General features: G+C 65.8%; 22 protein-coding genes and 1 pseudogene. 13 read left to right on the forward strand and 10 right to left on the reverse strand.

All coding sequences use genetic code 11. The features are described 5' to 3' along the window. From ACWEKS_RS36820 to ACWEKS_RS36830, 3 genes are all read right to left on the reverse strand, one after another. Positions 1 to 615 (reverse strand): ATP dependent DNA ligase (locus ACWEKS_RS36820; protein ID WP_452344373.1); only part of this gene is annotated, 615 nt, incomplete at its 3' end. Further along, positions 513 to 1199, reverse strand: coding sequence for an MspA family porin (locus tag ACWEKS_RS36825; protein ID WP_452344374.1), 687 nt, complete (start codon positions 1197 to 1199; stop codon positions 513 to 515). The genes ACWEKS_RS36820 and ACWEKS_RS36825, both read right to left, overlap by 103 nt. A gap of 629 nt (positions 1200 to 1828) precedes the next feature. After that, complete coding sequence (locus ACWEKS_RS36830; RefSeq protein ID WP_452344375.1) at positions 1829 to 2233, reverse strand: hypothetical protein; 405 nt, start codon at positions 2231 to 2233, stop codon at positions 1829 to 1831. 80 nt (positions 2234 to 2313) lie between these two features. Here ACWEKS_RS36830 and ACWEKS_RS36835 point away from each other — a divergent pair, with 80 nt between their 5' ends. Both ACWEKS_RS36835 and ACWEKS_RS36840 read left to right on the forward strand, forming a co-directional pair. Beyond that, positions 2314 to 3654 (forward strand): alpha/beta hydrolase, encoded by a 1341-nt coding sequence (locus tag ACWEKS_RS36835; protein WP_452344376.1) that lies wholly within the window; start codon positions 2314 to 2316, stop codon positions 3652 to 3654. 41 nt (positions 3655 to 3695) lie between these two features. After that, positions 3696 to 4619 (forward strand): diguanylate cyclase domain-containing protein, encoded by a 924-nt coding sequence (locus ACWEKS_RS36840; RefSeq protein WP_452344377.1) that lies wholly within the window; start codon positions 3696 to 3698, stop codon positions 4617 to 4619. A gap of 410 nt (positions 4620 to 5029) precedes the next feature. Here ACWEKS_RS36840 and ACWEKS_RS36845 read toward each other — a convergent pair whose 3' ends face one another. Further along, complete coding sequence (locus tag ACWEKS_RS36845; protein ID WP_452344378.1) at positions 5030 to 5509, reverse strand: transposase; 480 nt, start codon at positions 5507 to 5509, stop codon at positions 5030 to 5032. Positions 5510 to 5546: 37 nt separating this feature from the next. Beyond that, positions 5547 to 6170 carry a GntR family transcriptional regulator gene (locus tag ACWEKS_RS36850; protein WP_452344379.1) on the reverse strand — a complete coding sequence of 208 codons (624 nt, stop codon included), beginning with the start codon at positions 6168 to 6170 and terminating at the stop codon, positions 5547 to 5549. Positions 6171 to 6439: 269 nt separating this feature from the next. Here ACWEKS_RS36850 and ACWEKS_RS36855 point away from each other — a divergent pair, with 269 nt between their 5' ends. From ACWEKS_RS36855 to ACWEKS_RS36875, 5 genes are read left to right on the forward strand one after another with little or no spacing between them, the layout of a single operon-like run. Further along, positions 6440 to 7207 carry an ABC transporter permease gene (locus ACWEKS_RS36855; RefSeq protein WP_452344380.1) on the forward strand — a complete coding sequence of 256 codons (768 nt, stop codon included), beginning with the start codon at positions 6440 to 6442 and terminating at the stop codon, positions 7205 to 7207. Beyond that, the gene (locus ACWEKS_RS36860; protein WP_452344381.1) at positions 7207 to 7944 is read left to right on the forward strand and encodes an ABC transporter ATP-binding protein; all 738 of its coding nucleotides are present in this window, start codon (positions 7207 to 7209) and stop codon (positions 7942 to 7944) included. The genes ACWEKS_RS36855 and ACWEKS_RS36860 overlap by 1 nt, the downstream gene beginning before the upstream one ends. A gap of 22 nt (positions 7945 to 7966) precedes the next feature. After that, a complete protein-coding gene (locus ACWEKS_RS36865) occupies positions 7967 to 9055 on the forward strand; it encodes an NrtA/SsuA/CpmA family ABC transporter substrate-binding protein (protein ID WP_452344382.1) in 1089 nt (362 codons plus the stop codon). A 13-nt stretch (positions 9056 to 9068) separates the two neighbouring features. Continuing rightward, positions 9069 to 10433: an LLM class flavin-dependent oxidoreductase gene (locus ACWEKS_RS36870; protein WP_452344383.1), complete on the forward strand. Its 1365-nt coding sequence runs from the start codon at positions 9069 to 9071 to the stop codon at positions 10431 to 10433. Beyond that, on the forward strand, positions 10430 to 10843 hold the full coding sequence (locus tag ACWEKS_RS36875; protein WP_452344384.1) for an OsmC family protein: 414 nt from the start codon (positions 10430 to 10432) through the stop codon (positions 10841 to 10843). Before ACWEKS_RS36870 ends, ACWEKS_RS36875 begins: the two co-directional genes overlap by 4 nt. A 634-nt stretch (positions 10844 to 11477) precedes the next feature. Here the strand turns inward: ACWEKS_RS36875 and ACWEKS_RS36880 are convergent. Beyond that, positions 11478 to 11701 (reverse strand): annotated as a pseudogene (locus ACWEKS_RS36880) (transposase); the annotation flags it as partial. Positions 11702 to 11958: 257 nt separating this feature from the next. Here ACWEKS_RS36880 and ACWEKS_RS36885 point away from each other — a divergent pair. After that, positions 11959 to 12261, forward strand: coding sequence for a DUF6907 domain-containing protein (locus ACWEKS_RS36885; protein WP_452344385.1), 303 nt, complete (start codon positions 11959 to 11961; stop codon positions 12259 to 12261). 87 nt (positions 12262 to 12348) lie between these two features. On the opposite strand, the gene ACWEKS_RS36890 is transcribed toward ACWEKS_RS36885, so the two are convergent. After that, a complete protein-coding gene (locus tag ACWEKS_RS36890) occupies positions 12349 to 12771 on the reverse strand; it encodes a Scr1 family TA system antitoxin-like transcriptional regulator (RefSeq protein WP_452344386.1) in 423 nt (140 codons plus the stop codon). 512 nt (positions 12772 to 13283) lie between these two features. On the opposite strand from ACWEKS_RS36890, the gene ACWEKS_RS36895 reads away from it, so the two are divergent. Both ACWEKS_RS36895 and ACWEKS_RS36900 read left to right on the forward strand, forming a co-directional pair. Next, positions 13284 to 13835, forward strand: a complete 552-nt coding sequence (locus ACWEKS_RS36895; RefSeq protein WP_452344387.1) for a hypothetical protein — start codon at positions 13284 to 13286, stop codon at positions 13833 to 13835. Between the two features lie 175 nt (positions 13836 to 14010). Further along, entirely contained in the window at positions 14011 to 14181 is a 171-nt protein-coding gene (locus ACWEKS_RS36900; protein WP_452344388.1) for a hypothetical protein, read from the forward strand. A 655-nt stretch (positions 14182 to 14836) separates the two neighbouring features. Here ACWEKS_RS36900 and ACWEKS_RS36905 read toward each other — a convergent pair. The 3 genes from ACWEKS_RS36905 to ACWEKS_RS36915 all read right to left on the reverse strand — a co-directional run bounded on the left by ACWEKS_RS36905 (position 14837) and on the right by ACWEKS_RS36915 (position 17579). After that, positions 14837 to 15295, reverse strand: coding sequence for an ABC transporter substrate-binding protein (locus ACWEKS_RS36905; protein ID WP_452344389.1), 459 nt, complete (start codon positions 15293 to 15295; stop codon positions 14837 to 14839). 57 nt (positions 15296 to 15352) lie between these two features. Further along, complete coding sequence (locus tag ACWEKS_RS36910; RefSeq protein WP_452344390.1) at positions 15353 to 16555, reverse strand: aminotransferase-like domain-containing protein; 1203 nt, start codon at positions 16553 to 16555, stop codon at positions 15353 to 15355. 118 nt (positions 16556 to 16673) lie between these two features. Continuing rightward, positions 16674 to 17579, reverse strand: a complete 906-nt coding sequence (locus ACWEKS_RS36915; RefSeq protein ID WP_452344391.1) for a sulfurtransferase — start codon at positions 17577 to 17579, stop codon at positions 16674 to 16676. 471 nt (positions 17580 to 18050) lie between these two features. On the opposite strand from ACWEKS_RS36915, the gene ACWEKS_RS36920 reads away from it, so the two are divergent. The 3 genes from ACWEKS_RS36920 to ACWEKS_RS36930 all read left to right on the forward strand — a co-directional run bounded on the left by ACWEKS_RS36920 (position 18051) and on the right by ACWEKS_RS36930 (position 21409). Continuing rightward, complete coding sequence (locus ACWEKS_RS36920) at positions 18051 to 18542, forward strand: cupin domain-containing protein (protein ID WP_452344392.1); 492 nt, start codon at positions 18051 to 18053, stop codon at positions 18540 to 18542. 126 nt (positions 18543 to 18668) lie between these two features. Continuing rightward, on the forward strand, positions 18669 to 20021 hold the full coding sequence (locus ACWEKS_RS36925; protein ID WP_452344393.1) for an FAD-binding oxidoreductase: 1353 nt from the start codon (positions 18669 to 18671) through the stop codon (positions 20019 to 20021). 194 nt (positions 20022 to 20215) lie between these two features. Beyond that, on the forward strand, positions 20216 to 21409 hold the full coding sequence (locus ACWEKS_RS36930; RefSeq protein WP_452344394.1) for an acyl-CoA dehydrogenase family protein: 1194 nt from the start codon (positions 20216 to 20218) through the stop codon (positions 21407 to 21409). The last annotated feature ends 36 nt before the right edge of the window (positions 21410 to 21445 follow it).

The following is a 21445-nucleotide window of genomic DNA, read 5'->3' on the forward strand; positions in this document are numbered from 1 at the left end:
GTACTCGTCGCCGGACTGCCTGCAACAGTCCGGCGACGACCCCCACACCCCGACAATCCACAACCCTGACCCAGCCGTGAACGAGTCAAAGACCCAACCAACCTCGGCCCTCGTGCCAACGCCGGCCCGACGGTGAGCCCACCGTGACCGCTGGCCACGACGATCGGAGCTCGACCTCGGCCGGGTCGATGTCTCGCAGCCCACGCCATGCCGGGTGACACAGATGCCCGCGCTGGTCGGCTCGGCGAAGACTACCTCTCCCACCAGCACGAGCTCCACCCAGACAACGCCTGCGGTCGCCGCAACGCCGACGACCGCAGGCGTATCACGTTGCAGCGCAGCCAGTCTCGTCTCCAGCTTCGCCCACATCACACGAATGAAACCGGTCCCGGCACTTCCGGCCCACACCCGCGAAGTCCGGACTGCGGCAAGCAGCGACCCGATCCGACCGGTGCGGATGCCCGCACCCGGCCGCCAACCGATGACCAGTGCTCGAAACCTGGGCCGCCGTTTCAGAAGGTGAACTGGTCGCCATAGGCCGTGGTCTGCGCCAGCCCCTGCGCGGTGCTCACCGTGGCGGTGACGAAAGGGACCGCCGACACCGGCGAGGCGCACTGGGCGACATTGAGCGCGGCATTGTCGAACGCGATGCGACGCGGGAACGCCGTGGCCGCATCCAGGCGGGCCGTCTCGGTTCTCGCGATAGTGACGTGGCCGGGTCCCAAGTTCCCGAACACGCCTTCGCCCACGCCCAGAATCCCGCGGACAGCAGGCCCGAGACTCACACTCGGCGGGCCGACCGCAGAACTGGGCGGGCTGACCGAAGGGGAAATACTGCCGAGCAGCCGTTGACTGCCATCGACATCGACGTCGACGCCGCCGGCCACACTGATCCCGCAACCGAGGATGAATCCCGCAACCGCCTGACCGGACCTGATCTGGCCACCGTCCACGGTCACCGAGTAATCGCCCGACATCTGCGCGGCATGCGAGAACGTCATGAGGAAGCTCGGTGTCCGCTCACCAGGCGGGTTCACCCCGATGCTGTCGACCGACGCCGTCAAATGAACTCCCCCACCAGAGACATCCCCGCCCGGCGGCTGGGCACGGCCGAGCCCGGCGCCACCGGCCCACAGGCCCAGCCCGGCCAGACTTACCACAACCGCAGCGGCCGCAGCGCCGGTGAACGAACGTCGCATGCCTGGAGCCTTCCGGTTCGCGACGATAGGCAACTCGACAACACAGCAACAAACCCGCACGTGATACCGCTTGGCAAGTCTAAACGGTGACACCGGCCGAGCAGCCTCGCCACAGACAGGCGTGTCGACCACGCCCCGTCGACCCCGACCAACATCGACACCAGAGCCGCCTCCCCCACTGATTCACCGAGCACTGATTCACCGAGCCCATGCTCGGTTCGGAAAACGATCTTGGGCTCAAGGGACCGATGCCCACGTGGATGATCATGTCAGCGTGGAGGTTTCGGTGCAGGACTACGAGATATGGGCCCGCTCGTCAGGACGAGCTGTGGCGTCGGTGGCGGACCGGCGATTTATTCAGCGCAATCGCTCGAACCCTCGGGATGGTGCTGCAGCACGGGCGGCGGCTCCTCGCGCAGACCGAAGGGGCCCGCAGACCGCCGTCGCGGCGGCGTATCCAATGCTTGACGATGGCCGAGCGGAGGTCACTGGGCCCCGACGGCGGGTCCACCGGCTATGCGAGTTGTAGCCGTTGCTCGAACTCGGTGAGTGACCATTGCTGCCGGAATGCGTTGGGGGGTAAGGAAACCCAGCGATCCGTGTGGCCGGCAACCGTTGTACTCGATGCGTCAATCCTCGGCAAGGACCTGCCCCTCGGTCAGGAAATGAAACACCTCGCAGGACAGGAATTCGTCGGTGAACGAACGTCGCATGCCTGGAGCCTTCCGGTTCGCGACGATAGACAACTCGACAACACCACAACAAGCCCCCACGGGGTACAGATTGACAAGTTCAAAACGGTGCCACTCGCCAGGTGCTGTCACGGAAAGGCGTGTCGACCAGGCCACCCCCGTCGACCCCGATATCGACACCGAAGCCGCCCCGCTTGCTGATCCACCGTTTGCGCATGGTCGAGTCGACCAGCCGGCCGATGGCCGCGCGACCATCAAGCCTGACAGCACATCGGTTTCGAAATCGGCGGTCTCGTCCTCGATCGCCAGTTCCCGCAGGTCCCGCACTGCCGCAAGCGCCAACCCACTCCTGCTGAGCTTGATCCGCAGTGAAGGAACGTCGGTCCAAACGCAGGTCACTCGGCACCGATGACGTCAGTTCGATGGAGGATTCGTCGGCGACGCCACAGGTGGCCCTGGTCCAGGACGGATTCAGCGAGCGGGGAGCAGCCCGGGAAATCAGGAACTCAACGACTGTCGGTTTGGACCGATACAGGTATGCCTGTGGTAGGTCGGCCGCTGTGCGCGTGCCTCCACTCGTTGAGGATTGGCCCGTGTCATTTGTAGGTCGTGCTGCTGAAGGATCGACGTTGCGACATGCAGAAAACCGGGGTCGTGCACCCATCCAATGCTGTTCGAGGAGTGCCCAGCGCTCGGCCGGCGTTGGTGTCCGGGCTGAATGCAAGTCGTGTTCGGCTGAGCCCGACCTGCAGATTACAGCGTCAGCACTGAGGATCCAGCGGTCGTACCGGGCCAGTCTCGGCACCAGAATCGCCCATCCGCTGCTGCGTGGCACAGTCGGGCTCGGGTTGGCGGCATTGACCCGTGTTGCCGACCATGGTCGGTTCGAGCACCTGGCGTGGCTCGGCGGCTTGCTCGATCTTGCGGCCGCGGCGCTGGCTGCTCCGAAGGGCACCAAGCGCCGGATGGTGCGATTCGAGAAGTTCCGGGCGGAATGGCTGTGGCACGACGATCGCGACCCGCAGCAACGGCAGGACTCGGCATTGCTGTATTTCCATGGCGGCGGGTTCATCTGCGGCGGGTTGAACACCCACCGGCGTATGGTCGCCAAAATCGCGCAGGCCAGCGCGATGCCGGCGTTCAGTGTCGATTACCGGCAGTTGCCCAAGGCGCATCTGACCGACACGCTCGACGACGCGGTCGAATCGTATCGGTATCTGCTGCAGCAGGGCTTCGCGGCCGAGCGCATCATCGTCTCCGGTGACTCGGCCGGCGGCGGGCTCGCTTTCCGGCTCGCGCTGGCGACTCGTGAGCGCGGGCTGCCGATGCCCGGCGGCATCTCCGCGATCGCACCGTGGGCCGACCTGGACTCGACCGTGCGCGACGCACACCCGAATCGGCATCGCGATTCCTACATTCCGGCCCAGGCTCTGGAGGTCATCGCACGCCGGGGCTTCGCCGCTGACAGCGAACTCGACCCTGCTTGGTCACCGGTCAACAGTGATTTCACCGGCCTGCCACCGGTCCTGATCCAGGTCGGCTCCACCGAATGCCTGCTACCCGACTCGCAGATGCTGGCCCGCCGCTGCGCCGAAGCCCGGGTACCGACGCTGCTGCAGATCTGGGACCGTGCCCCGCATGTCCACCACCTTGGCGCGGATCTGCTCTCGGATGCCCGCGCCGCGATCGACCACCTCGGGCAATTCCACCAACAGCTGATAACCGGCCCGATTTCATCGACCACACTTCCCGACGCCGGCTGACTATGGCCGACGACGCGGAGCAATACCCCGGACCCGAACGAGTGCCTGAGCAGCAGGCGTCCCGCGCAGGCGAGGAACGGTTCCGGATCGTCTTCGACAACGCCGCGATCGCGATCGCCATCGCCGACACCACGGGCACTGTCCTCGATGCCAACCCCGGCCTGGCCGCCATGATCGGCGTCCCGGTCGAAACACTGCGCGGGACCTCGGTCTTCCGGTTCGCCCACCCCGACGACCGCGACGAAATCCGCACACTGATCTTCGGCACCCTGGTTGCGGCGCGCGAAGGCACCACGAAACTGGAGAAGCGATTCATCCGCACCAACGGCAGCACCGGATGGGCATCGTTCGCCATCACCTACGTGAAAGGATCCAATGGGCAGGCCGACTATCTCCTCGCGGTCGGACAGGACGTGACCGAGCAACACCGGCTGCAAGCCGAACTGCACCGGCAAGCGCGCCACGATATGCTCACCGGCCTACCCAACCGCCGCCACCTCCTCGAACAGATCGAGGAGCTCACCGCTACAGCCACCGACAGCCATCGAGTAGGACTGTGTTTCGTCGATCTCGACGGATTCAAACAGATCAACGACCGCCACGGTCACGGAATCGGCGACCAACTCCTCATCGCCGTCGCAACCCGCCTGCGCGACAGCCTGCCCGACGACCAGGACACGATCGCCCGCATCGGAGGCGACGAATTCGTCGTCCTCGTCGCACCCCCCGCTGACGAACCTCGCGTCACCGCCATTGCCGACCGGCTGCTGTCCGCACTGGCCACCCCAATCATCATCGGCGAGCACGAACTACGGATCTCGGCCAGCATCGGGGCCGTGACAACCACGGCCCACACCCCGGCCACGGCCCTGCTCGACGCCGCCGACCGCGCGCTCTACCACGCCAAAACTAGCGGCAAAGACCAGTGGGTACTCCGCGTACTCGACACCCCAGCAAACGAGTGAACACAAATTGCGGGCCACACTGAAGCATCGACTCTCAGACCGTGGTGCTCGAAGATGCCCGAAACTGATGCAGCTGCGGTTACCGGCATGTCTTGGCGGAAATGTCCTGATCGGTTCGGGACTGAGTTGGCCGGCGCCGGACGAGGCCTGGGCAGTCAGGACTGTGACGGTGCTTGTTCGCGGCAAGGTCCCTATCGGGACACGCCCGGCCCGGTCCGGCGACAGCAAACACCGCCCGGGATGATGGTCGACAGATCAGACTCGAGGCGCCCAAGGGCCAGTCGAATCGCGGGTCATCCCATTACCCGAGGCGGCACACGATCATCTTCATAGTCGAACCTGGTTGCCAAGGGCCGGTTGGGCTCGAGCGGGTTGATGCCTCGCTCGACAGCGTTGGCGCTCGCGGTAGATCACGGGTCGAAGACAGGTGGCCGCCCGCCCGCCGAGCCATGGTTGCGGCGATGCCGGCTTGGTCGGCCCGGGACCGGGAGAGTGGCTTTGATCCCACGCCGACGCAGGTAGTCCCGGTTCGCGCGCGAGGAATACGCCTTGTCGGCCAGCACCCGATCAGGGCGCAGGCGCGCCCGCCCGGCTCCCGGCCGCGGAATCCGAATCTCGGCGAGCACCGCACCGCACTGCGGACTGTCACCAGCCTGGCCACCGGTCAGCAGCCTCGACAGCGTCCGACAGCCCTGCTCGCGGGCCAGATACAGTTTGGTCGTCCATCCGCCCCGCGACCGGCCCAGACCGTGATCGGCAGGCTCGCCGACGTATCCACCCGGTGGTTGCGCGTGCGTTCCGCCGTCACGGTGCGCGCCGGCGGCGTGCTGATGGGCCCGCACGATGGTGGAGTCCACGCACACCTGCCAGACGGATGCGGCCGGCGGCATCGGCGAAGGCCGCCTGTAGGTCGGCCGCGCGGCTGGCTCAGCGTTTCGCCATCGCCGCAATCCGCAGGTCTCGGGTACGGGACTGGTGGGCGATCATCAGCACACGAGCGCTCGCGGCGTCGCCGGTCTGGACTGCGGCGAGAATATCGCGGTGCTCGGTCTCGATCTGCTGCAGATTCGATTCGGCCCGCGATTCTTTTGCGTCGTAGACACGTAGCTGAGCATCGAGCCGGTCCATCAGTTCGGCGATGGTGTGGTTGTGTGCCGCGCTGCGCAGGGCGATGTGCCATTCGTTGTGCAACGCCAAACTCGTGACGGGATCGGTCGAGTCAACGGCCTGCTCGAACAGCCTCGTAAGGCGGGCGAGGTCCAGTTCGGTACGGCGGCTCGCCGCCGAGCAAGCGATCGCCGATTCGAGGGCGATGCGCGCCTCGCAGATCTCGAGTACCTCTTCGGCGGTCCGTTCGCGTACCCGGTATCCACGCGACGCCTGAACGACCAAGCCCTCGTACTCGAGTCGCTGCATGGCCTCGCGCACCGGTGTTCGCGACAGTCCCAATTCTGCCCCGACCGTCGCGGGAACCAGCATCGTACCGGGCGCATAGTCGCCTGCGGTGATGCGCTCGCGTAGTTGCTTGTACGCATGTGACTCTCGATCCACCACGGTCCCCTCTCCGGCAAGCATTACATGCCACGACGCAAGCCTTACCAGAGCCGAAGCTTCCGAGCAAAGGATTCGAATCCATGTGTATACAAATGCAGACACTAGTGTGCACTGACTTCTAGGCTGCCTCCCGTCCGCATTAGGAGGAGCCATGCACATCCGTTCCGCTCGACCGGGCGACACCCATGCCTGACACCGAACAGACATTGCGTCCCACCATCCCGCCAGCGCACGCCCCCCCGTTACCGGTTCCACGGCGGCGGCGCGTGCGGCCCGTCGTGCTGCTGCCATGGGTTGTGCCGGTCCTGGTGGTGAGCGGCTGGCAGTGGGCATCCTCAACTGGGGTGATCTCACCGTCGATCCTGCCGCCGCCCACGAAGGTGCTCGCTACCGCACGTCTGTTGTGGGCGAGCGGTGAGCTGCAGCACCACCTGGTCGTGAGCCTGCGCCGCATCCTGATCGGATACACGATCGGCGCGACGATCGGGCTCGTGCTGGGATTCGCCGTCGGCTTGTCCAAGATCGCTGAGGGCTTGGTGGACCGCACCCTGCAAATGGTGCGGGCGCTGCCGCATCTGGCGTTGGTCCCGCTGCTGATCGCCTTCTTCGGCATCGGTGAGTTGCCGAAAATCGTGCTGGTCTGCCTCGGCGTGATCTTCCCGGTATACCTCAACACCGTCGCCGGTATTCGCACCGTTGATCCCAAACTCGTCCAGCTGGGCCAATCCTACGGCCTCGGCCGGGGCGCACAGATCCGCGACATCATCGTTCCCGGCGCCATGCCGATGATCCTTACCGGCATCCGCTATTCCCTCGGCGTCGCCTGGCTCACCCTGGTCGTCGCCGAGACCATCGCTACCAGCGAGGGCATCGGCTTTCTGGCGCAGAACGGCCGCGAAATGCTGCGCAACGACCGGATCGTGCTCGCCATCTTGCTCTACGCCGCCGCGGGGCTGCTCGCCGACCAGATCACCCGACTCATCGAAGCACGGGTACTGCGCTGGAACCCACACTTCCGGATCGGAGACCGTTGATGACCACGCCCGCACTCGTCGGACTCGACCTGGTCGGCTTGGGCCACCGATACGGCGGCAACATCGTCCTGCACGACATCGACCTGCATATCGCGCCCGGCGAATTCGTGTCCTTTCTCGGTCCCAGCGGCGTCGGTAAGTCGACGCTGCTGCGCATCCTCGCGGGTCTGGAGATACCGACAACCGGCTCGGTCGAACCGGTCGGCACCTCCGCCGACGCGCTGGTCTGCCGGATGATGTTCCAGGAAGACCGACTGTTGCCGTGGTGGTCGGTCCTCGCCAATGTCGAGCTCGGTACCCGCGGTCAGCGAGGCCGAGCCGCCGAGCTGCTGCGCGCCGTCGGACTGGCCGGGCGTGACAAGGACTGGCCGGCAGAACTTTCCGGCGGTCAACGGCAGCGGGTGGCGCTCGCCCGGGCGTTGCTGCACCGGCCGCATGTGCTGTTGCTCGACGAGCCGTTCGGCGCCCTCGACGCGATCACACGAGTCGCCATGCAGCGGCTGCTCGAACAGGTACTCGCCGAAGGGCCCCGCACGGTCCTGCTCGTCACCCACGACGTGGAAGAAGCACTGACACTGTCCGACCGCGTGCTCGTCCTCACCACACACGGCATCACCCGCGACCTGCACATTCCACAGCCGCGGCCGCGGCACCGCAGCGATCCGCAGCTGGCCATCTGGAAAGAAGAACTACTCGACGGACTGCTGCAGACCGACGCCGCACTCACCTACCCCTAGCTCCGAAAGGGTTTACCCCCTCATGTCCTCCCACGTCCCTGCACCGTTTCGGGCGCTCGATCGTCGCGGACTGCTCAAGGCCGCCGGCGCCGGTGCTCTCGCACTGGCGGGTCTGTCCGTCGCCGCCTGCGCGCCCGGAACCACGTCGCGGCCCTCCGGTGGTCCGCTCACTCGGGTGCGTTATGCCCTGATCGGCGACGGCAAAGCTGAACCGGGCACCATCCTGCGCAACAACCTCGGTGGCTTCCATCTCGCCGGCGACCTCGGCGTACCCGTCGAGTGGCCGACGGGTTTCCCCGCATCACTGCCGGTGATGGAAGCGATCAAGGCCGGCAGCGTCGACTTCTCCTTCGCCACGGCGACCGCCGTCATCTACGCCATCGGCGGCGGCGTGCCGATCGTCCCACTCGTGTCCTACCCCCTGCCCGCGAACGAGGTCGACATCCTCGTGCCGCGCGGGTCCGACATCCGGACCGCGGCGGATCTGAAAGGCCGCAAAGTCGCCGACCAGCGCGGCACCACCAGCACCTACAGCCTGGTGAAGTACCTACAATCAGCCGGTCTCACCCTGCACGACATCGACTACGCCAACCTCACCGCCGCCGACGCCGAAGCCGCCTTCGCCCAAGGCAAAGTCGACGCCTGGATCAGCTGGCAACCCACCATCGAACTGGCCAAACGCAAACACGACGCTGTGGCACTACCCGGCGTCAAAACCTATGACTACGCGTTCTTCGTCGCCAGCGAAGACCTGGCCTTCCACCACCCCGACACCGCCGCCACCCTGGTGCGCAACGTGCGCAACGCCCAGCGATGGATCGACAACAACCCCGACACGGCTGTCTCGGCCTTCGCCGGCCTGGGCGGGTTCGGCAACAGCGAACTCGAACAGCAGGTATACCTCGATTTGGTGAAGTCCCGGCGGCTGTCATATTCCGGTGCAGGCGAATTCGGCGCCGTCGACGCCGCCGCGGTGCGCGCGACCCAGGACTTGGCCGACAACTTCCACAGCCTCGGGGTCTACCCCGACCGGGTCGACGTCACCTCCTGGTTGGCCGACTCACGCTTCGACTCGATCAAATCCTCGATCACCCAGGCACTCGCGAACTAGGACCAGCGCAATCATGTCATCACCCCGTATGCATCTGGCCGCCTTCATCACCGCCGGGCCGGGCCGCCCCGGCGGATGGCGCTACCCCGCGTCCGTTCCCGGCTGGCTGTCGGCCCGCTACTACCACAACATCGCCCGCACTCTCGAAGACGGACGCTTCGATCTCGCGTTCTTCGCCGACATCCTGTCCGTGCCGGACCGATTCGGCGCCAGCACCGACGCACAACTACGCAACGGCGCGCTCGGTGCGATGCGCCTGGACCCGCTGCACGTCCTGTCCTCGATGGGCGCGGTCACCACACACCTCGGATTGGCGGCGACCGTCTCCACCACCTACTCCCAGCCCTTCACCCTCGCCCGATCCCTCGCCACTCTCGACCACCTCACCGACGGCCGCGCCGCCTGGAACATCGTCACCTCCTTCCAGGAATCCGAAGCCCGCAACTTCAACCGCGACGAGCAATTCCCGCGAGACCAGCGATACGAGCGCGCCGACGAATTCCTCGAAGTCACCGCGAAACTCTGGGACAGCTGGGACGACGACGCACTGGTCCTCGATGCCGCCGCACCGCTGTTCGCCGATCCCGAACGGGTGCACCCCATCAACCACAAAGGCCCATGGTTCACCGTCCAGGGACCGCTCAACGTCGCGCGTCCACCACAGGGCTACCCCGTCCTGATCCAAGCCGGCGCATCCGCCAAGGGTAAAGACTTCGCGGCGCGCTGGTCGGATGTGATCTTCTGCAGTCACGCCTCCCTCGACTCGGCCAAGGATTTCTACCGAGAGATCAAACAACGCGCCGCCGCGCACGGCCGCGACCCCGACACCATCAAGATCCTGCCCGCCATCACCCCGGTCGTCGCAGCGACATCAGCGATCGCGCAGCAGACATTCGAGGAACTGTTCGACCTGGTGCCACCGCTGGGCGGGCTTTCGACCCTCGCCTACCACCTCGACGTCGACCTGTCCACATTCCCCCTCGACGAACGCCTGCCCGAGGTCGAGGTCCCCGGGGTCGAAGGACACTACCGCGAAGTCCGCGAGATGACCGAACGCGAAGGCCTCACCCTGCGCGAGTTGGGCAAACGCTACGGCGGTCGCGTCGAGGGCGGATTCATCGGCACCGCAACCGAGGTCGCCGACGGACTCGAACAATGGTTCACCGAGCAAGCCTGCGACGGCTTCATGGTGCAAGCGCCCTACCAGCCCGGAGGATTCGAAGACTTCACCCGCCAGGTCGTGCCCGAACTTCAAAAACGCGGTCTCTTCCGCACCGAATACGAAGGCCGCACACTCCGCGACAACCTGGGCCTGCAGCGCGTCCCACCCGCCGAATGGCAGCGCCGCATCCGCCACACCAGCGAGGTCGGTGCATGAGCAGCGACATCGTCGAAGTGACCGGGCACACCATCACCGGCGTGCCAGGACGGTTTCTGCTCGACGCCCGTCACAACCATCTCGTCAGCGACTCCCGCTTCGGGCCAGCCGAATCCATCCAAGCCGGCGAGCTACTCCTGTCTGCCCTCGCGTCCTGCGCAATGGCCAACATCCAATCCAATGCCGACATCGACAACATCACCATCGCCACCATCCATGTCCAAGCCACCCACCAGCGCGCAACCCAGGACCCCACCCACTACGACAACACCACACTGCGCATCGATATCCACGGCACCGGCCAAGCCATCGCCGAGGCACTCGCCGCCCGATTCGCCGCCACATGCCCCATCTACAACACCATCCGCCGAGGCAGCGGCATCGACCTCATCGTCCACGCAAACCCTTGACTCGACCGCGAACTGCCCTGCCAGGTAGCCACAATTCAGTCTCCAACACAAGGTCACCGACTCCGCTTAAACCGTGCCGGCCAAGATCTGGCCGAACGGCACGGGACAGACACCCAGGCTGCCGTCACGTGACATCAACTGCTGAGACTGCCAACAGCAAAATTGGACTTAAAAGGACTGGGAGCAGAACGCCCGCTGAAGCGACTTTTGACCCAGGCCAAGCTGAAGAAGGCATCCGATTTAGCGAATCCATCGATGTCGTAGCGGATTCTGTTCTGCACCAACTTCTTCCCGACGCTGTCGCGAATGCAGATCTGGTGATGGGTTCCGCCCCAGTCGATTCCGGCGAACACAGGGCCGCCGGAGAGGGCGGCCGATGGGTAAGCCGACGATGCTCCTCGAGGAGGATCGGGTCACCGCTCGGCTGGCTTCCCCGGAACCTCATCTCGGCGCTCGAAGCACGACTCCCGCTGACCGATGTGAAGCCCGCCGCCATCCCGGTCCGGCAGGTCTGCGCCTGGACCTCGAAGGTTGCGCGTCTGCAAAGGCCGTGACCGGGATGGCGTGTGTGACCGCCGCGACCATCCCGGCGCAGCCATTGTCGACAAATGAGGACTACACCACCGGCGACCAGCCAGACCTGCCCGAACGCCCCGCGGAGTCCTCTGAGGCCGTCGCAGACGAGCATGCACACGTCCTCGACGCCCCGGTCGCGCAGCTCGGTGAGGATCTACAGCCAGAACTTCGCGCCCTCACCACCGTCGCCGGCCCAACATCCGAGGATCTCGCGGCCACCTCGCAGGTGACCGCCAACGCCACGTAGATGGGCCGGTTGGCGACCTTCCCATCGCGGATCCTGGCTCCCGAGCAGAAGGCCGCAGGTTCGAATCCTGCCGAGAGCACCAGGGAATCAGACCCTCTGACCAGCACACCAAGCCGGTCAGGGCCTCTCTCGTACCCGAGCACTGTAGCCAAACAGGTAGCCTGTGCACCCAATACTCTCGGTCGTCCGACTCCCAACTGACAGCGGAAGGTCACCGACTGGAGGTCGTGAAGTGAGATATGCAACAGGCCGGAGTACTGAGCCGCACGCCGGGTTGGGCAGGATAGAGCCCATGACTCAAAACCCATGCCCGCGATGGTGTTCCGAACACATCTACCTCAACGCCGCAGACCCCGACGCGGAGCCACTGCATCGCAGCGCCCCCGAGGAACTGGCCATCTCCGGCACGAACCTGGCACAGGTGTCAGCGATGGTCCGGATCCGGATCGAAGGGGCATACACCGCCGAAGGGTTCTTCGAAGAGTGGGCCGACCTCAACATCGCGGGCAACAACACCGAACTGACCGCTGTCGAACTGCGCGCGCTGGCGCACCTACTCAACCGCACCGCCGACCAGCTCCAGGGCGCACGATAGCCTAAAGCCGCGGTCACACCCGCGACGCTTACAGGCGCGGCTCGCCGACGCGGTGCGCCAGGTGGGCGACGACGAACTCGACGACCGTTACCGAGTGCCCGTGTGTCGGCAGCCGGCCGCGGGCATGATCAGTGTGCGGGCGGGGTCACCGGTGCGGGACAGGCCGGCGAGCAGGTCGAATGTCTCTCCGTACACCGCGATCTCGCGCGGCTGGGTGATCGTCAGCTCGGCCGTGATGGTCTCGACGGTCGTCATGCGATCGTTGAACATGACGAAATTGGTTGTCTGCTGCGGAATCTCAGCGACGCCTGGGATTACTCCGATGGTAACCCGAGGAAGTCCGATCGCGACGAGCAGGCGGTCGAGCTGCCCGATCATCACGGAGTCGTCGCCGATGGTGGTCAGCAGGGCGTGCTCGGCCAGCACGATATGAAACCGCCGGTCGCCGCGATAGAGGAACTGCTGACGTTCCATGCGTTTCGCGACCCCGGCGTCTATGTCGTCGGTCAATCCGTGCCGGGCGACGGACCGTTCCAGGACCGCGCAGGCATACTCGGGTGGTCTGCAAAATGCCTGGTATCAGTTGCGCCACAAACCTACTGGAGTCCCACGACTTGCTCCGGGGGCCTTTCCATGGCCGCCGGGCCTGGTCGCGAGGTGGCAATGCGTGCCCTAATCGGCGGCCACCAGCGAGAATTCAGCGAGAGAACCTGGTGGTTCGCAATCGTTTTCAGTAGTAGTACTTCTTGTTCCAGTTCATGACGTGCCACGCATAGACAATGCCGCCGAAACCGGCAGGTAATATGAACAGTAAGTGAACGGGAAGTATTCTAAACCGTTGGTGCGTGCCCTTTTCATGACCCTATGTGCCAAATGCCGACCCGTTGCTGGATAGAATTGGTAGACCGTGCAACATTTGTCGTCGTGACTTCTCCTGTCGGGGGGGTCACCGAAACACATTCACTCCCAGGGGAATCCATGCGAATTGCGCTCGTCTGTCCATGCACCTCGGCGGTGGCCGAGTGACCTACCAATACCCGCAGCAGCAGCCCTACGCTCAACCGCTGCGCCCGATGCCTTCCAAAAAGAAGACGCCAATGTGGGTGTGGGTTGCGGCGGTCATCAGCGGCTTGTTCATCCTCGGAGTTATCGGCAGCGCGCTCAGCGATGGCGACAAGAAGACAGCAGCCACCATCACTGTGCCGGTGCCGATTACGACGTCGGTACACGTGCTCACTGGTCCGCCGACAACCAGCGCGGCAGCGCAGGTGAAAGACCTGGTCGTGCCTGATGATCTGGTGGGCAACAACGGTGCGGTCGCTGCGGATGAACTCAAGCGGCTCGGATTCACGAACGTGACCTACGGCTCGGCGACGCCCGGCGTCAACGCGGTACTGCTGCCTTCGAACACGATCGAGTTGCGGGCCGGAATCGGCGCGGTCATGGGATTCTTTGCCGGGCTGCCGATATTCATCGTCGGCTCGATACCGGCCGCCTTCGCGGGCGCAGGGACGGGCGCTCTCTCACCAGTCATCGCGAAGTGGTCTGCCAATCAGATGCCGGGCCCGTACTGAACTGACGAGTCGATCCACACCGCGGTCATGCGCGCCTTCGTTGTCATCGCCCTGGCATCATTTCTTCTTGGCATCGCCATCTTCGTGGTCATCCGCTGACCATTGCACGGACGGGCCAGTCATTCATCAACGGGCAGCCCGGTCCAAACGCCACCCGCGTCCAGCCGGTCACCCCGTGCAGCTTACCACCCACCAGCTCACGTCCGGCGTCATGCGCGGAATCATCGGCGCCACTGTGGCGCGCGCCACGATCGGGTTTGTGCTTGCCATCGCCATTTTCGCCCTGTTCGCTCATTCCAAACGGGAAAAGCGCCACAGCCGAAACATCTGGGGCAGGCATCAATAACCAGATTGCTTAACGTCCGTACAAGAGCATGCGCTGTTCGTCTTGTGACTTTCCGTGTCAATTCTCTGTCCGGTTGCTGACCCGCGACGCACGGCCAGGAAGTATCGGGGCGTGACGTTCCATCTGGAAATATCGCGGCGCGGTGGGGCCGCGAGGGGAGCCCGCCCGGAAATCATGCGATACGAAAGATGCTGAATATGAGCCATTTTGTGCGGTTCGGCCTGCTGTCTGGTATCGCCGCGGCGAGCGCTCGACACGCATCGTTTCCTGCATCAAGGCTCCCATTTCACGAACGGGTCGGAGCAGCATGGCAATACACCCACAACGGCGTGAAGGAAGAGTGCTCGGCGAAGGCTAGCGATAGCTGGATCAGCGAAATTCCCGCCTCCGCAGGGAGTTTCGCGAGGTTCTCGACTGCTTCCCGTTTGCGCTGATTGGCTGCCAGTAACTGGGTCGTGGCGGTGAGGCTGACGCGCCAGCCGGCTCGAGACAGCCACCGGTCCGGTGCGCGTGGAGCGCCCGAAGTCACCGCGTCCGGCGGCGGCCAGCCAGTGCAGGTACTTGGCCAATCAGTCCACCGCGCGCTATCACGACCAGGCCGAGGCCGTCTCCTTGTGGCCGGGCACCTTCAGCTCCCTGATACGCAAGTCGAAGCTCACCCGCACCGTCGATGGATCCAATAAGGCGGTGCCGGTGTAGCCAAACAGTAGGCGGTCACCAGCACGATGCCCAGCCCCTTGTCCCCGCGACCGAACAGATCGAAGTCTTCCTTGACCGAATCGGCGGTGAACTTCGTTCCGTCGCTGAAGCTCACGTCGTCACACAGGTGGAAGGTGAACTGGGTCAGCGCATCGTTGATTTCCCAGGACTTCGCCAGCCACGATTCGATGGCTCCGGTGTCGGGGTTTTGGTAGGTGAGCTGTTGGTGACGTTGTTCAAGATAAGCGATTCGGGATAGGAGCTGCCCGAGTACGGGTCGAGATTGTCTGGCGCGTCCAGCACCCCGAATTCCAGGGTGCCTCCGGATACCGGAGGTCCGGCGTGGTCGGCGCCTGGAAGTGGCTGCCCGAGGCAACGTATCGCCCAGGACCGTGGCCAATACAGCGGTGGCCATGAGGACCGTCGTACAACCGGAATCGGTTGCTTTGCATGATATTCGAAACTCCTGCTGTCAGCGCGGCGTGAATGCTTCGGCGATGCGGTCGACCGCGGTGCGGAGGTCGTCGGGGGTGTTGTTGCTGAAGCCCAGCCGCAGATGATCGGTGAAGGCCACCGCACCCGCCGGATCGAAGTAGCGGCCCAGGGAGAAGTCGGTGCCCAGAGCGCGCGCTCGCGTCTGCACCGCCGCCAGATCCACGGTGGGATCGGTGACCTTGACCCACAAGAAGATTCCGCCATCGGGGTCGGTGAATTCGACGGCGTCGGCCAAGGTGGCGCGCAAGGCGTCGGTCAGTGCGGCCGCACGGGTGCGGTAGATCTCGCGTGCGGTGACCAGGATGTCGTCGAGCACCGCGGGGGTGTGTAGCAGTCGCGAGACGGCGGTCTGGCCGAGCAGCGAGCTGTGCTGATCGACATTGCCGCGCAGGCGCGCCAGCACCGGCACCAGCCAGGCAGGCGCGGCGATCCAGCCCAGCCGCAGACCCGGTCCCAGCGTCTTGGAAAAGGTATTGACCCGCACGACGTGATCGCTGTCGAGGCTGAGGTCTTCGATGGTCTCGCCGCCGAAGCGCAGATCCCGGTAGGGATTGTCGGAGACCACCACGAATCCGTACCGCTCGGCCAACGCGACCACACGGACCCGATCCGGCGCCGGCAGGGTTGTTCCGGTGGGGTTCTGGAAATCGGGGATGAGATAGAGCAGCTTGATCCGCAGCCCTGCCCGCAGTCGCTGCGCGAGGTCGTCGAGATCGAGGTGACCGTCGGTGCTGGGCACCGTAACCACCTGTGCGCCATGATGTCCCAGCACCCGCACCGCCAACGGGAAGCTGGGTCGCTCGACGGCCACACTGTCACCGGGATTCAGCAGCGCGGAGAACAGCAGGCTCAACCCGTGCAACGCCCCGTTGGTCACCAGGACACGGGCGGGCTCGGCCTTCTCACGCGCACCGATCCAGGAACGCAGCGGCTCGATGCCGTTGACCACCGAATACTGCAGTGCCGCAGCCGATTCGGCTCGATCTTCGAGCACCTCGCGATAGGCGCGAGCCAACTGCGCGGTAGGCAGGGCCTCGTCGGCGGGAACCCCGCCGAGCAGGCGGATAGCATCCGGCACGCTACCGGTGGCCGGTGGACCGAACCCGCCGATCGGGGATTCCCGCGCACCGAGCGCGGACAACAGGGTACCGGTGTCGAACTGATCGAGCGTGCCGGTCATCGAGGAACTCCTTCGAAACAGATCGGGGCGCGATGGATGTGTGCGCTGGTGAACAATCCAGCCGTCCTTCGAGATTCGTTCAGAATTCGCGAAAGGGGCGGCGGCACGGCAGCCGAATTCACGGCCGCGAATCGTCGTCGCCGCGAGCGGTCGACGAGCCGGCCGCAACGGGAAGCGCCGGATTGGCACTCCATTGGGACCACGAGCCCGGAAACAGGGCGGCGTCGATCCCGAGAACGGCCAGTGCCGCGATTTCGACTGCTGCGGTCACCCCGGACCCGCAGTACACCCCGACCACCGCTGCGTCTGCCGCTCCGACCGCACCGAAGCGTTGCTCGAGTTCCGCTGCGGGACGGAAGAATCCGGCGTCATCGAGCAACGACCCGCTGGGCAGGTTGCGTGCGCCGGGGATGTGTCCGGCGACGGGATCGACCGGTTCGGCGGCACCGCTGAAGCGCTCGGGGGCACGCGCGTCGAGCAGCACCCCACGATCGGGGACGGCCGCGGCCTCGATGACCGTGAGTGTCGGCAAGTCACCATCGTGGAGATCGTCGTGGAGGACTCGGACATCGCCGGGGACCGGATTCTCGATGCCGTCTGCGATCGGCAGCCCGGCCGCACGCCAGGCCGGCAGCCCGCCATCGAGAATGCGGACGTCGTGGATGCCCGCGGCACGCAGCACCCACCAGGCACGCGCCGAGCCGGCCCGATTCCAGTTGTCGTACACCACAACCGGAACGCCGGATCGCAGACCCCAGCGGCGCGCCGCCGCCTGCACCGCCGCCCCGCTCGGCAGCGGATGGCGGCCGTGCCCGCAGATCGAGTGATCCGACAGTTCGCCCTCGAGGTCCACATACACCGCGCCGGGGATGTGCCCGAGGCCATGATCGGCCCGACCGTCGGGACGATCGAGCTGCCAGCGCACGTCGAGGATGGTGATCGCCTCGCCGGCCTGGACCCGTTCCGCCAGCTGTTCGGCGGTGATCAGGATGTCGGCGCGAAGCACATCGGTGCGAATGGTCATGACATGACTCCTCTCGCGTTCCAGCGAAACAGACACGGCCACACCGATGAATCCTTGCGCTCAGCGGAATCGGAATCGCATCGCCCCGTGCCGCGCGGGTCAGCAGTGTGCCACCGCATGTCAGGACCGCGGAGGTCCCAGCCGGACGCTGCGCCCGCCATCGAGAATTGATGTAGTGCTTCGACTCGTTCGAGTCCGGGGTACCGGTGGCAGGGGCCCGCGAAGTCAGCCTGACCGATCCTGAATCTGGACGCCCACGCGGATACCTGGTACCGCACACTTTGAGGCAAGTCCGCTGTCAAACTGCCTCCACCGGCAACACTTCTCGCTCCGTCACGCCCTTCTCAGGAATTGCCCGCATCTCGAGCCGAACCCTCGGCGAACGCAGCCAAAGACTGAACGATCGTGTCGCGACCTTCACCACCGCGACCGGTCTTACTGTGGAATCGAACCGAGAAGGAGAGCTGGCGTATGACAACTCATGGGCGGCAAGAGGATTCGAGATCAGCCACCGAGTGGCGCGAACACGGGGTCCGGGTGATCAAATCCGGCCAACTCGACCCCAACACAGCGCAAACGCCGGGCATGAACCGCGCCGCAGCGATCGACGCGGCCCGGGTGGGCGCCCAGCGGATCTGGGCCGGAACCGTCACGATTCACCCGGACGCCAAGACCGGCGCGCACCATCACGGCGAGCTGGAGAGCATCATCTACGTCATCCGCGGGCGCGCCCGAATGCGGTGGGGCGAGCGGCTGGAATTCGTCGCCGAGGCCGAGCCGGGCGATTTCATCTTCGTCCCGCCCTATGTCCCGCATCAGGAGATCAACGCCAGCACGGACGAGCCGCTGGAGTGCGTCCTGGTCCGCAGTGACAGCGAGGCGGTCGTCGTCAACCTCGATATCGAACCGGTCGAGGCGCCGGAGACCGTGCACTGGGTGGACCCGATCCACCCGCATCCCTAGTCGGTGATGGGTCCCCATCGGGTATTCCGATCGTTCGTGACCGCCGCGAGTAAGGCCATCCGGACATGATGGATTCTTGCCCGCGTCATGCCGGGCGCGTTCCCATCGGACAGGAGGAAGGCCGAGATGACCGTGGCTCGCCCGGAGGCAGAATCGTTCGCGGGCACGGTGTTCACCGGAGCGGACATACCGGCGACCGCACAGCGAGACAGGTCCGGTCATGCTGTCGCGGGCGACCCCGACGTATTGATCAGAGCCGCGGATGTCGCCGACGTACAGCGCGCAGTCACCTTTGCGACCCGGGAAGGACTGTCGGTGGTCGTGCGGGGAGCCGGGACGGGCCTGGCAGGCGGTGCCACCGCGGGTGCCGGGACACTGGTCCTGGACGTCTCCGGGCTGGACCGGATTCTGGAGCTCACGGCCACCGATGAGCTGGCGGTCGTCGAGGCCGGGGTGCCGGCCGCGACCCTCGATGCCGCGGCCGGTCGCATCGGACTGCGCTACGCACCGGATCCGGCGAGTACCGCGATCTCGACCATCGGCGGCAATATCGCCACCAACGCCGGTGGCCTGCGGTGCGTGAAGTACGGCGTGACCGGCGATTCGGTACTGGGCCTGAGCGTGGTGCTGGCCGATGGCACGCTGCTCCACACCGGGCGCAGGACCGCGAAAGGTGTTGCGGGACTGGATCTGACGAGCCTGTTCACCGGTTCGGAGGGCACTCTCGGCGTGATCGTGTCGGCGACCGTGCGCCTGCAGCCGGTCCCAGTCCGGACCGTGACAATCGCGGCATACTTCGACGACGTGGAGACCGCCGCCGCGGCGACGGCCGAGGTCCTGGCCGCCCGGGTCCGGCCCGCCATGCTGGAGCTGCTCGATGCCGACTCGCTGCGGGAGGCCCAGGATCTGCTGGGTCACCAGGGGCAGGACGCGGGCGCCTTCGTGGTGGCGCAGACCGACGGTTTCGGCGCGGACGCCGAGGCCGCTGTCGTGGAGTCCTGCTTCGCCCGCTTCACCTCCCGCGTCTCGGCCGAAGCGGATCCCGGTGCCGCCGAACATCTCCTGGCGGTCCGCCGGGCAGCGCTGCCGGCATTGGAGCGGCACGGTCGCGTACTCATCGAGGACATCGCCGTGCCGCGCTCACGCATAGCGCAAGCCGCCCGGCGTATCTCCGCGATCGCCCGGGAGTACGACAGCCGCATCCACACCTTCGGTCACGCGGGTGACGGCAACCTCCATCCGATCATCGTCGTCCCCGCCCACGACCCCGGAGCCGGCGAGCGCGCGCAGGCGGCCGCCGACGAGATCTTCTCCACCGCACTGGAATTGGGCGGCACGATCACCGGAGAGCACGGTGTCGGCCTGCTGAAACGGGACTGGCTGGCCCGTGAACTGGGGCCCGACGCTCTGCGGGTGCAGCGGGCGATCCGTCGGGCCGTCGATCCGGGCGGACTGTTCAATCCCGGAAAAGTATTCTGACAACCTTTCCGATCTCCGAGACCCGAATACGGAGCACTGTTTTCGCCTATCGGTCGCAATCGGAGAACTAATTCGATCCCCTGATTCGAACTCTTTTTCCACCGGCACCGGACTCATAGCATGGCGTCGCGCACACGCAATCGAATCGCTTCGCGCACAACAGCACTCGCCTCACCGTGCGGGAAAGGATTGCCATGCCCGAGGTTCGGACCCGACGCCCAGCGCTCACGGAATATCCGCAGCTGACGGTCCCGGATACGTCGGCCGCCGCGCTGGCCGCGCTCACCGCGAAAGTCGCCGCCACCGCCGCGGAATACGATCGCAGCGGCGAGATTCCCACGGCCGGACTACTGGCCGCGCACCGGGGCGGCTATCTCACCGCCACCGTCGCGGCCCGGTACGGCGGACCCGAATCGGACCCCCTCGAGGTGGCGCGCATCCTGGCCGCGCTCGGTGCGGGCGATGCGTCGGTGGCGCTCATCGCCGCCAACAATCTGCAGGCGCATCAGCTCCAGACCGCCACCGGCGCTTGGCCCGACGACGTGTATGCGGAGCTGGTGCGCCGGTCGCTGGACGGCCCGGTCCTGCTCAACGCGATCCGCGCCGAGCCCGAGCTCGGTGCCCCGGCCCGCGGTGGCCTGCCGGCCACCGTGGCGCGTCGAACTCCCGCGGGCTGGGTCATCAACGGGCGCAAGACCTTCGCCACCGGCGGCTCGGCCCTGGCCTACCACATCGTGTGGGCCGTCACCGACGAGACGCCGCCGCGGGTGGGCCATTTTCTGGTCCCGGCGGACGCGGACGGTATCACCTGGCACGACACCTGGGATCATCTCGGATTGCGGGCGTCGAACACGCACGACGTGAGCTATGTCGATGTCGCGGTCCCGGAATCGCACTTCCAGGAGATTCCGCTGGTGGACGGCGTCTACCGCGATCCGGCGACCACCGCCAATCCGGCGGTCCTCGGCCACGCCGCACTGTATGTCGGAGTGGCGCGCGCCGCCCGGGACGCGTTCGCCGAGTTCGCCCGTACCCGGGTGCCGACGGCGCTGGGTCGGCCGATCGCCGAGACCGAGCGCATCCAGTTCGTGGCCGGTGAGGTCGAGACGCAGCTCGTCGCCGCCGAATCGCTGCTGTTCGGTACCTTGCTCCGGCTCCCCACCGAACCTGAACTCGAGCAGCGGCTACCGGCGGTCAAGGTGGTCATCGCCCGCTCGGCGATCGCGGCCGTGCAGGCCGCGGTGGCGGCACTCGGCAATGCGGCGCTGACCCGTCACCATCCGCTCGAACGGCACCTGCGCGATGTGCTGTGCGTCCGAGTCCATCCGCCGCAGGAAGACTCCGCGCTGCTGACCACCGGCCGCGCCGTGCTGTCCGCTGCCCACTGACCGCTCCCTCCGCTTCATCTCCGCCATCCTCCGAGG

The sequence above is a fragment of the Nocardia sp. NPDC004711 genome (assembly GCF_053601595.1).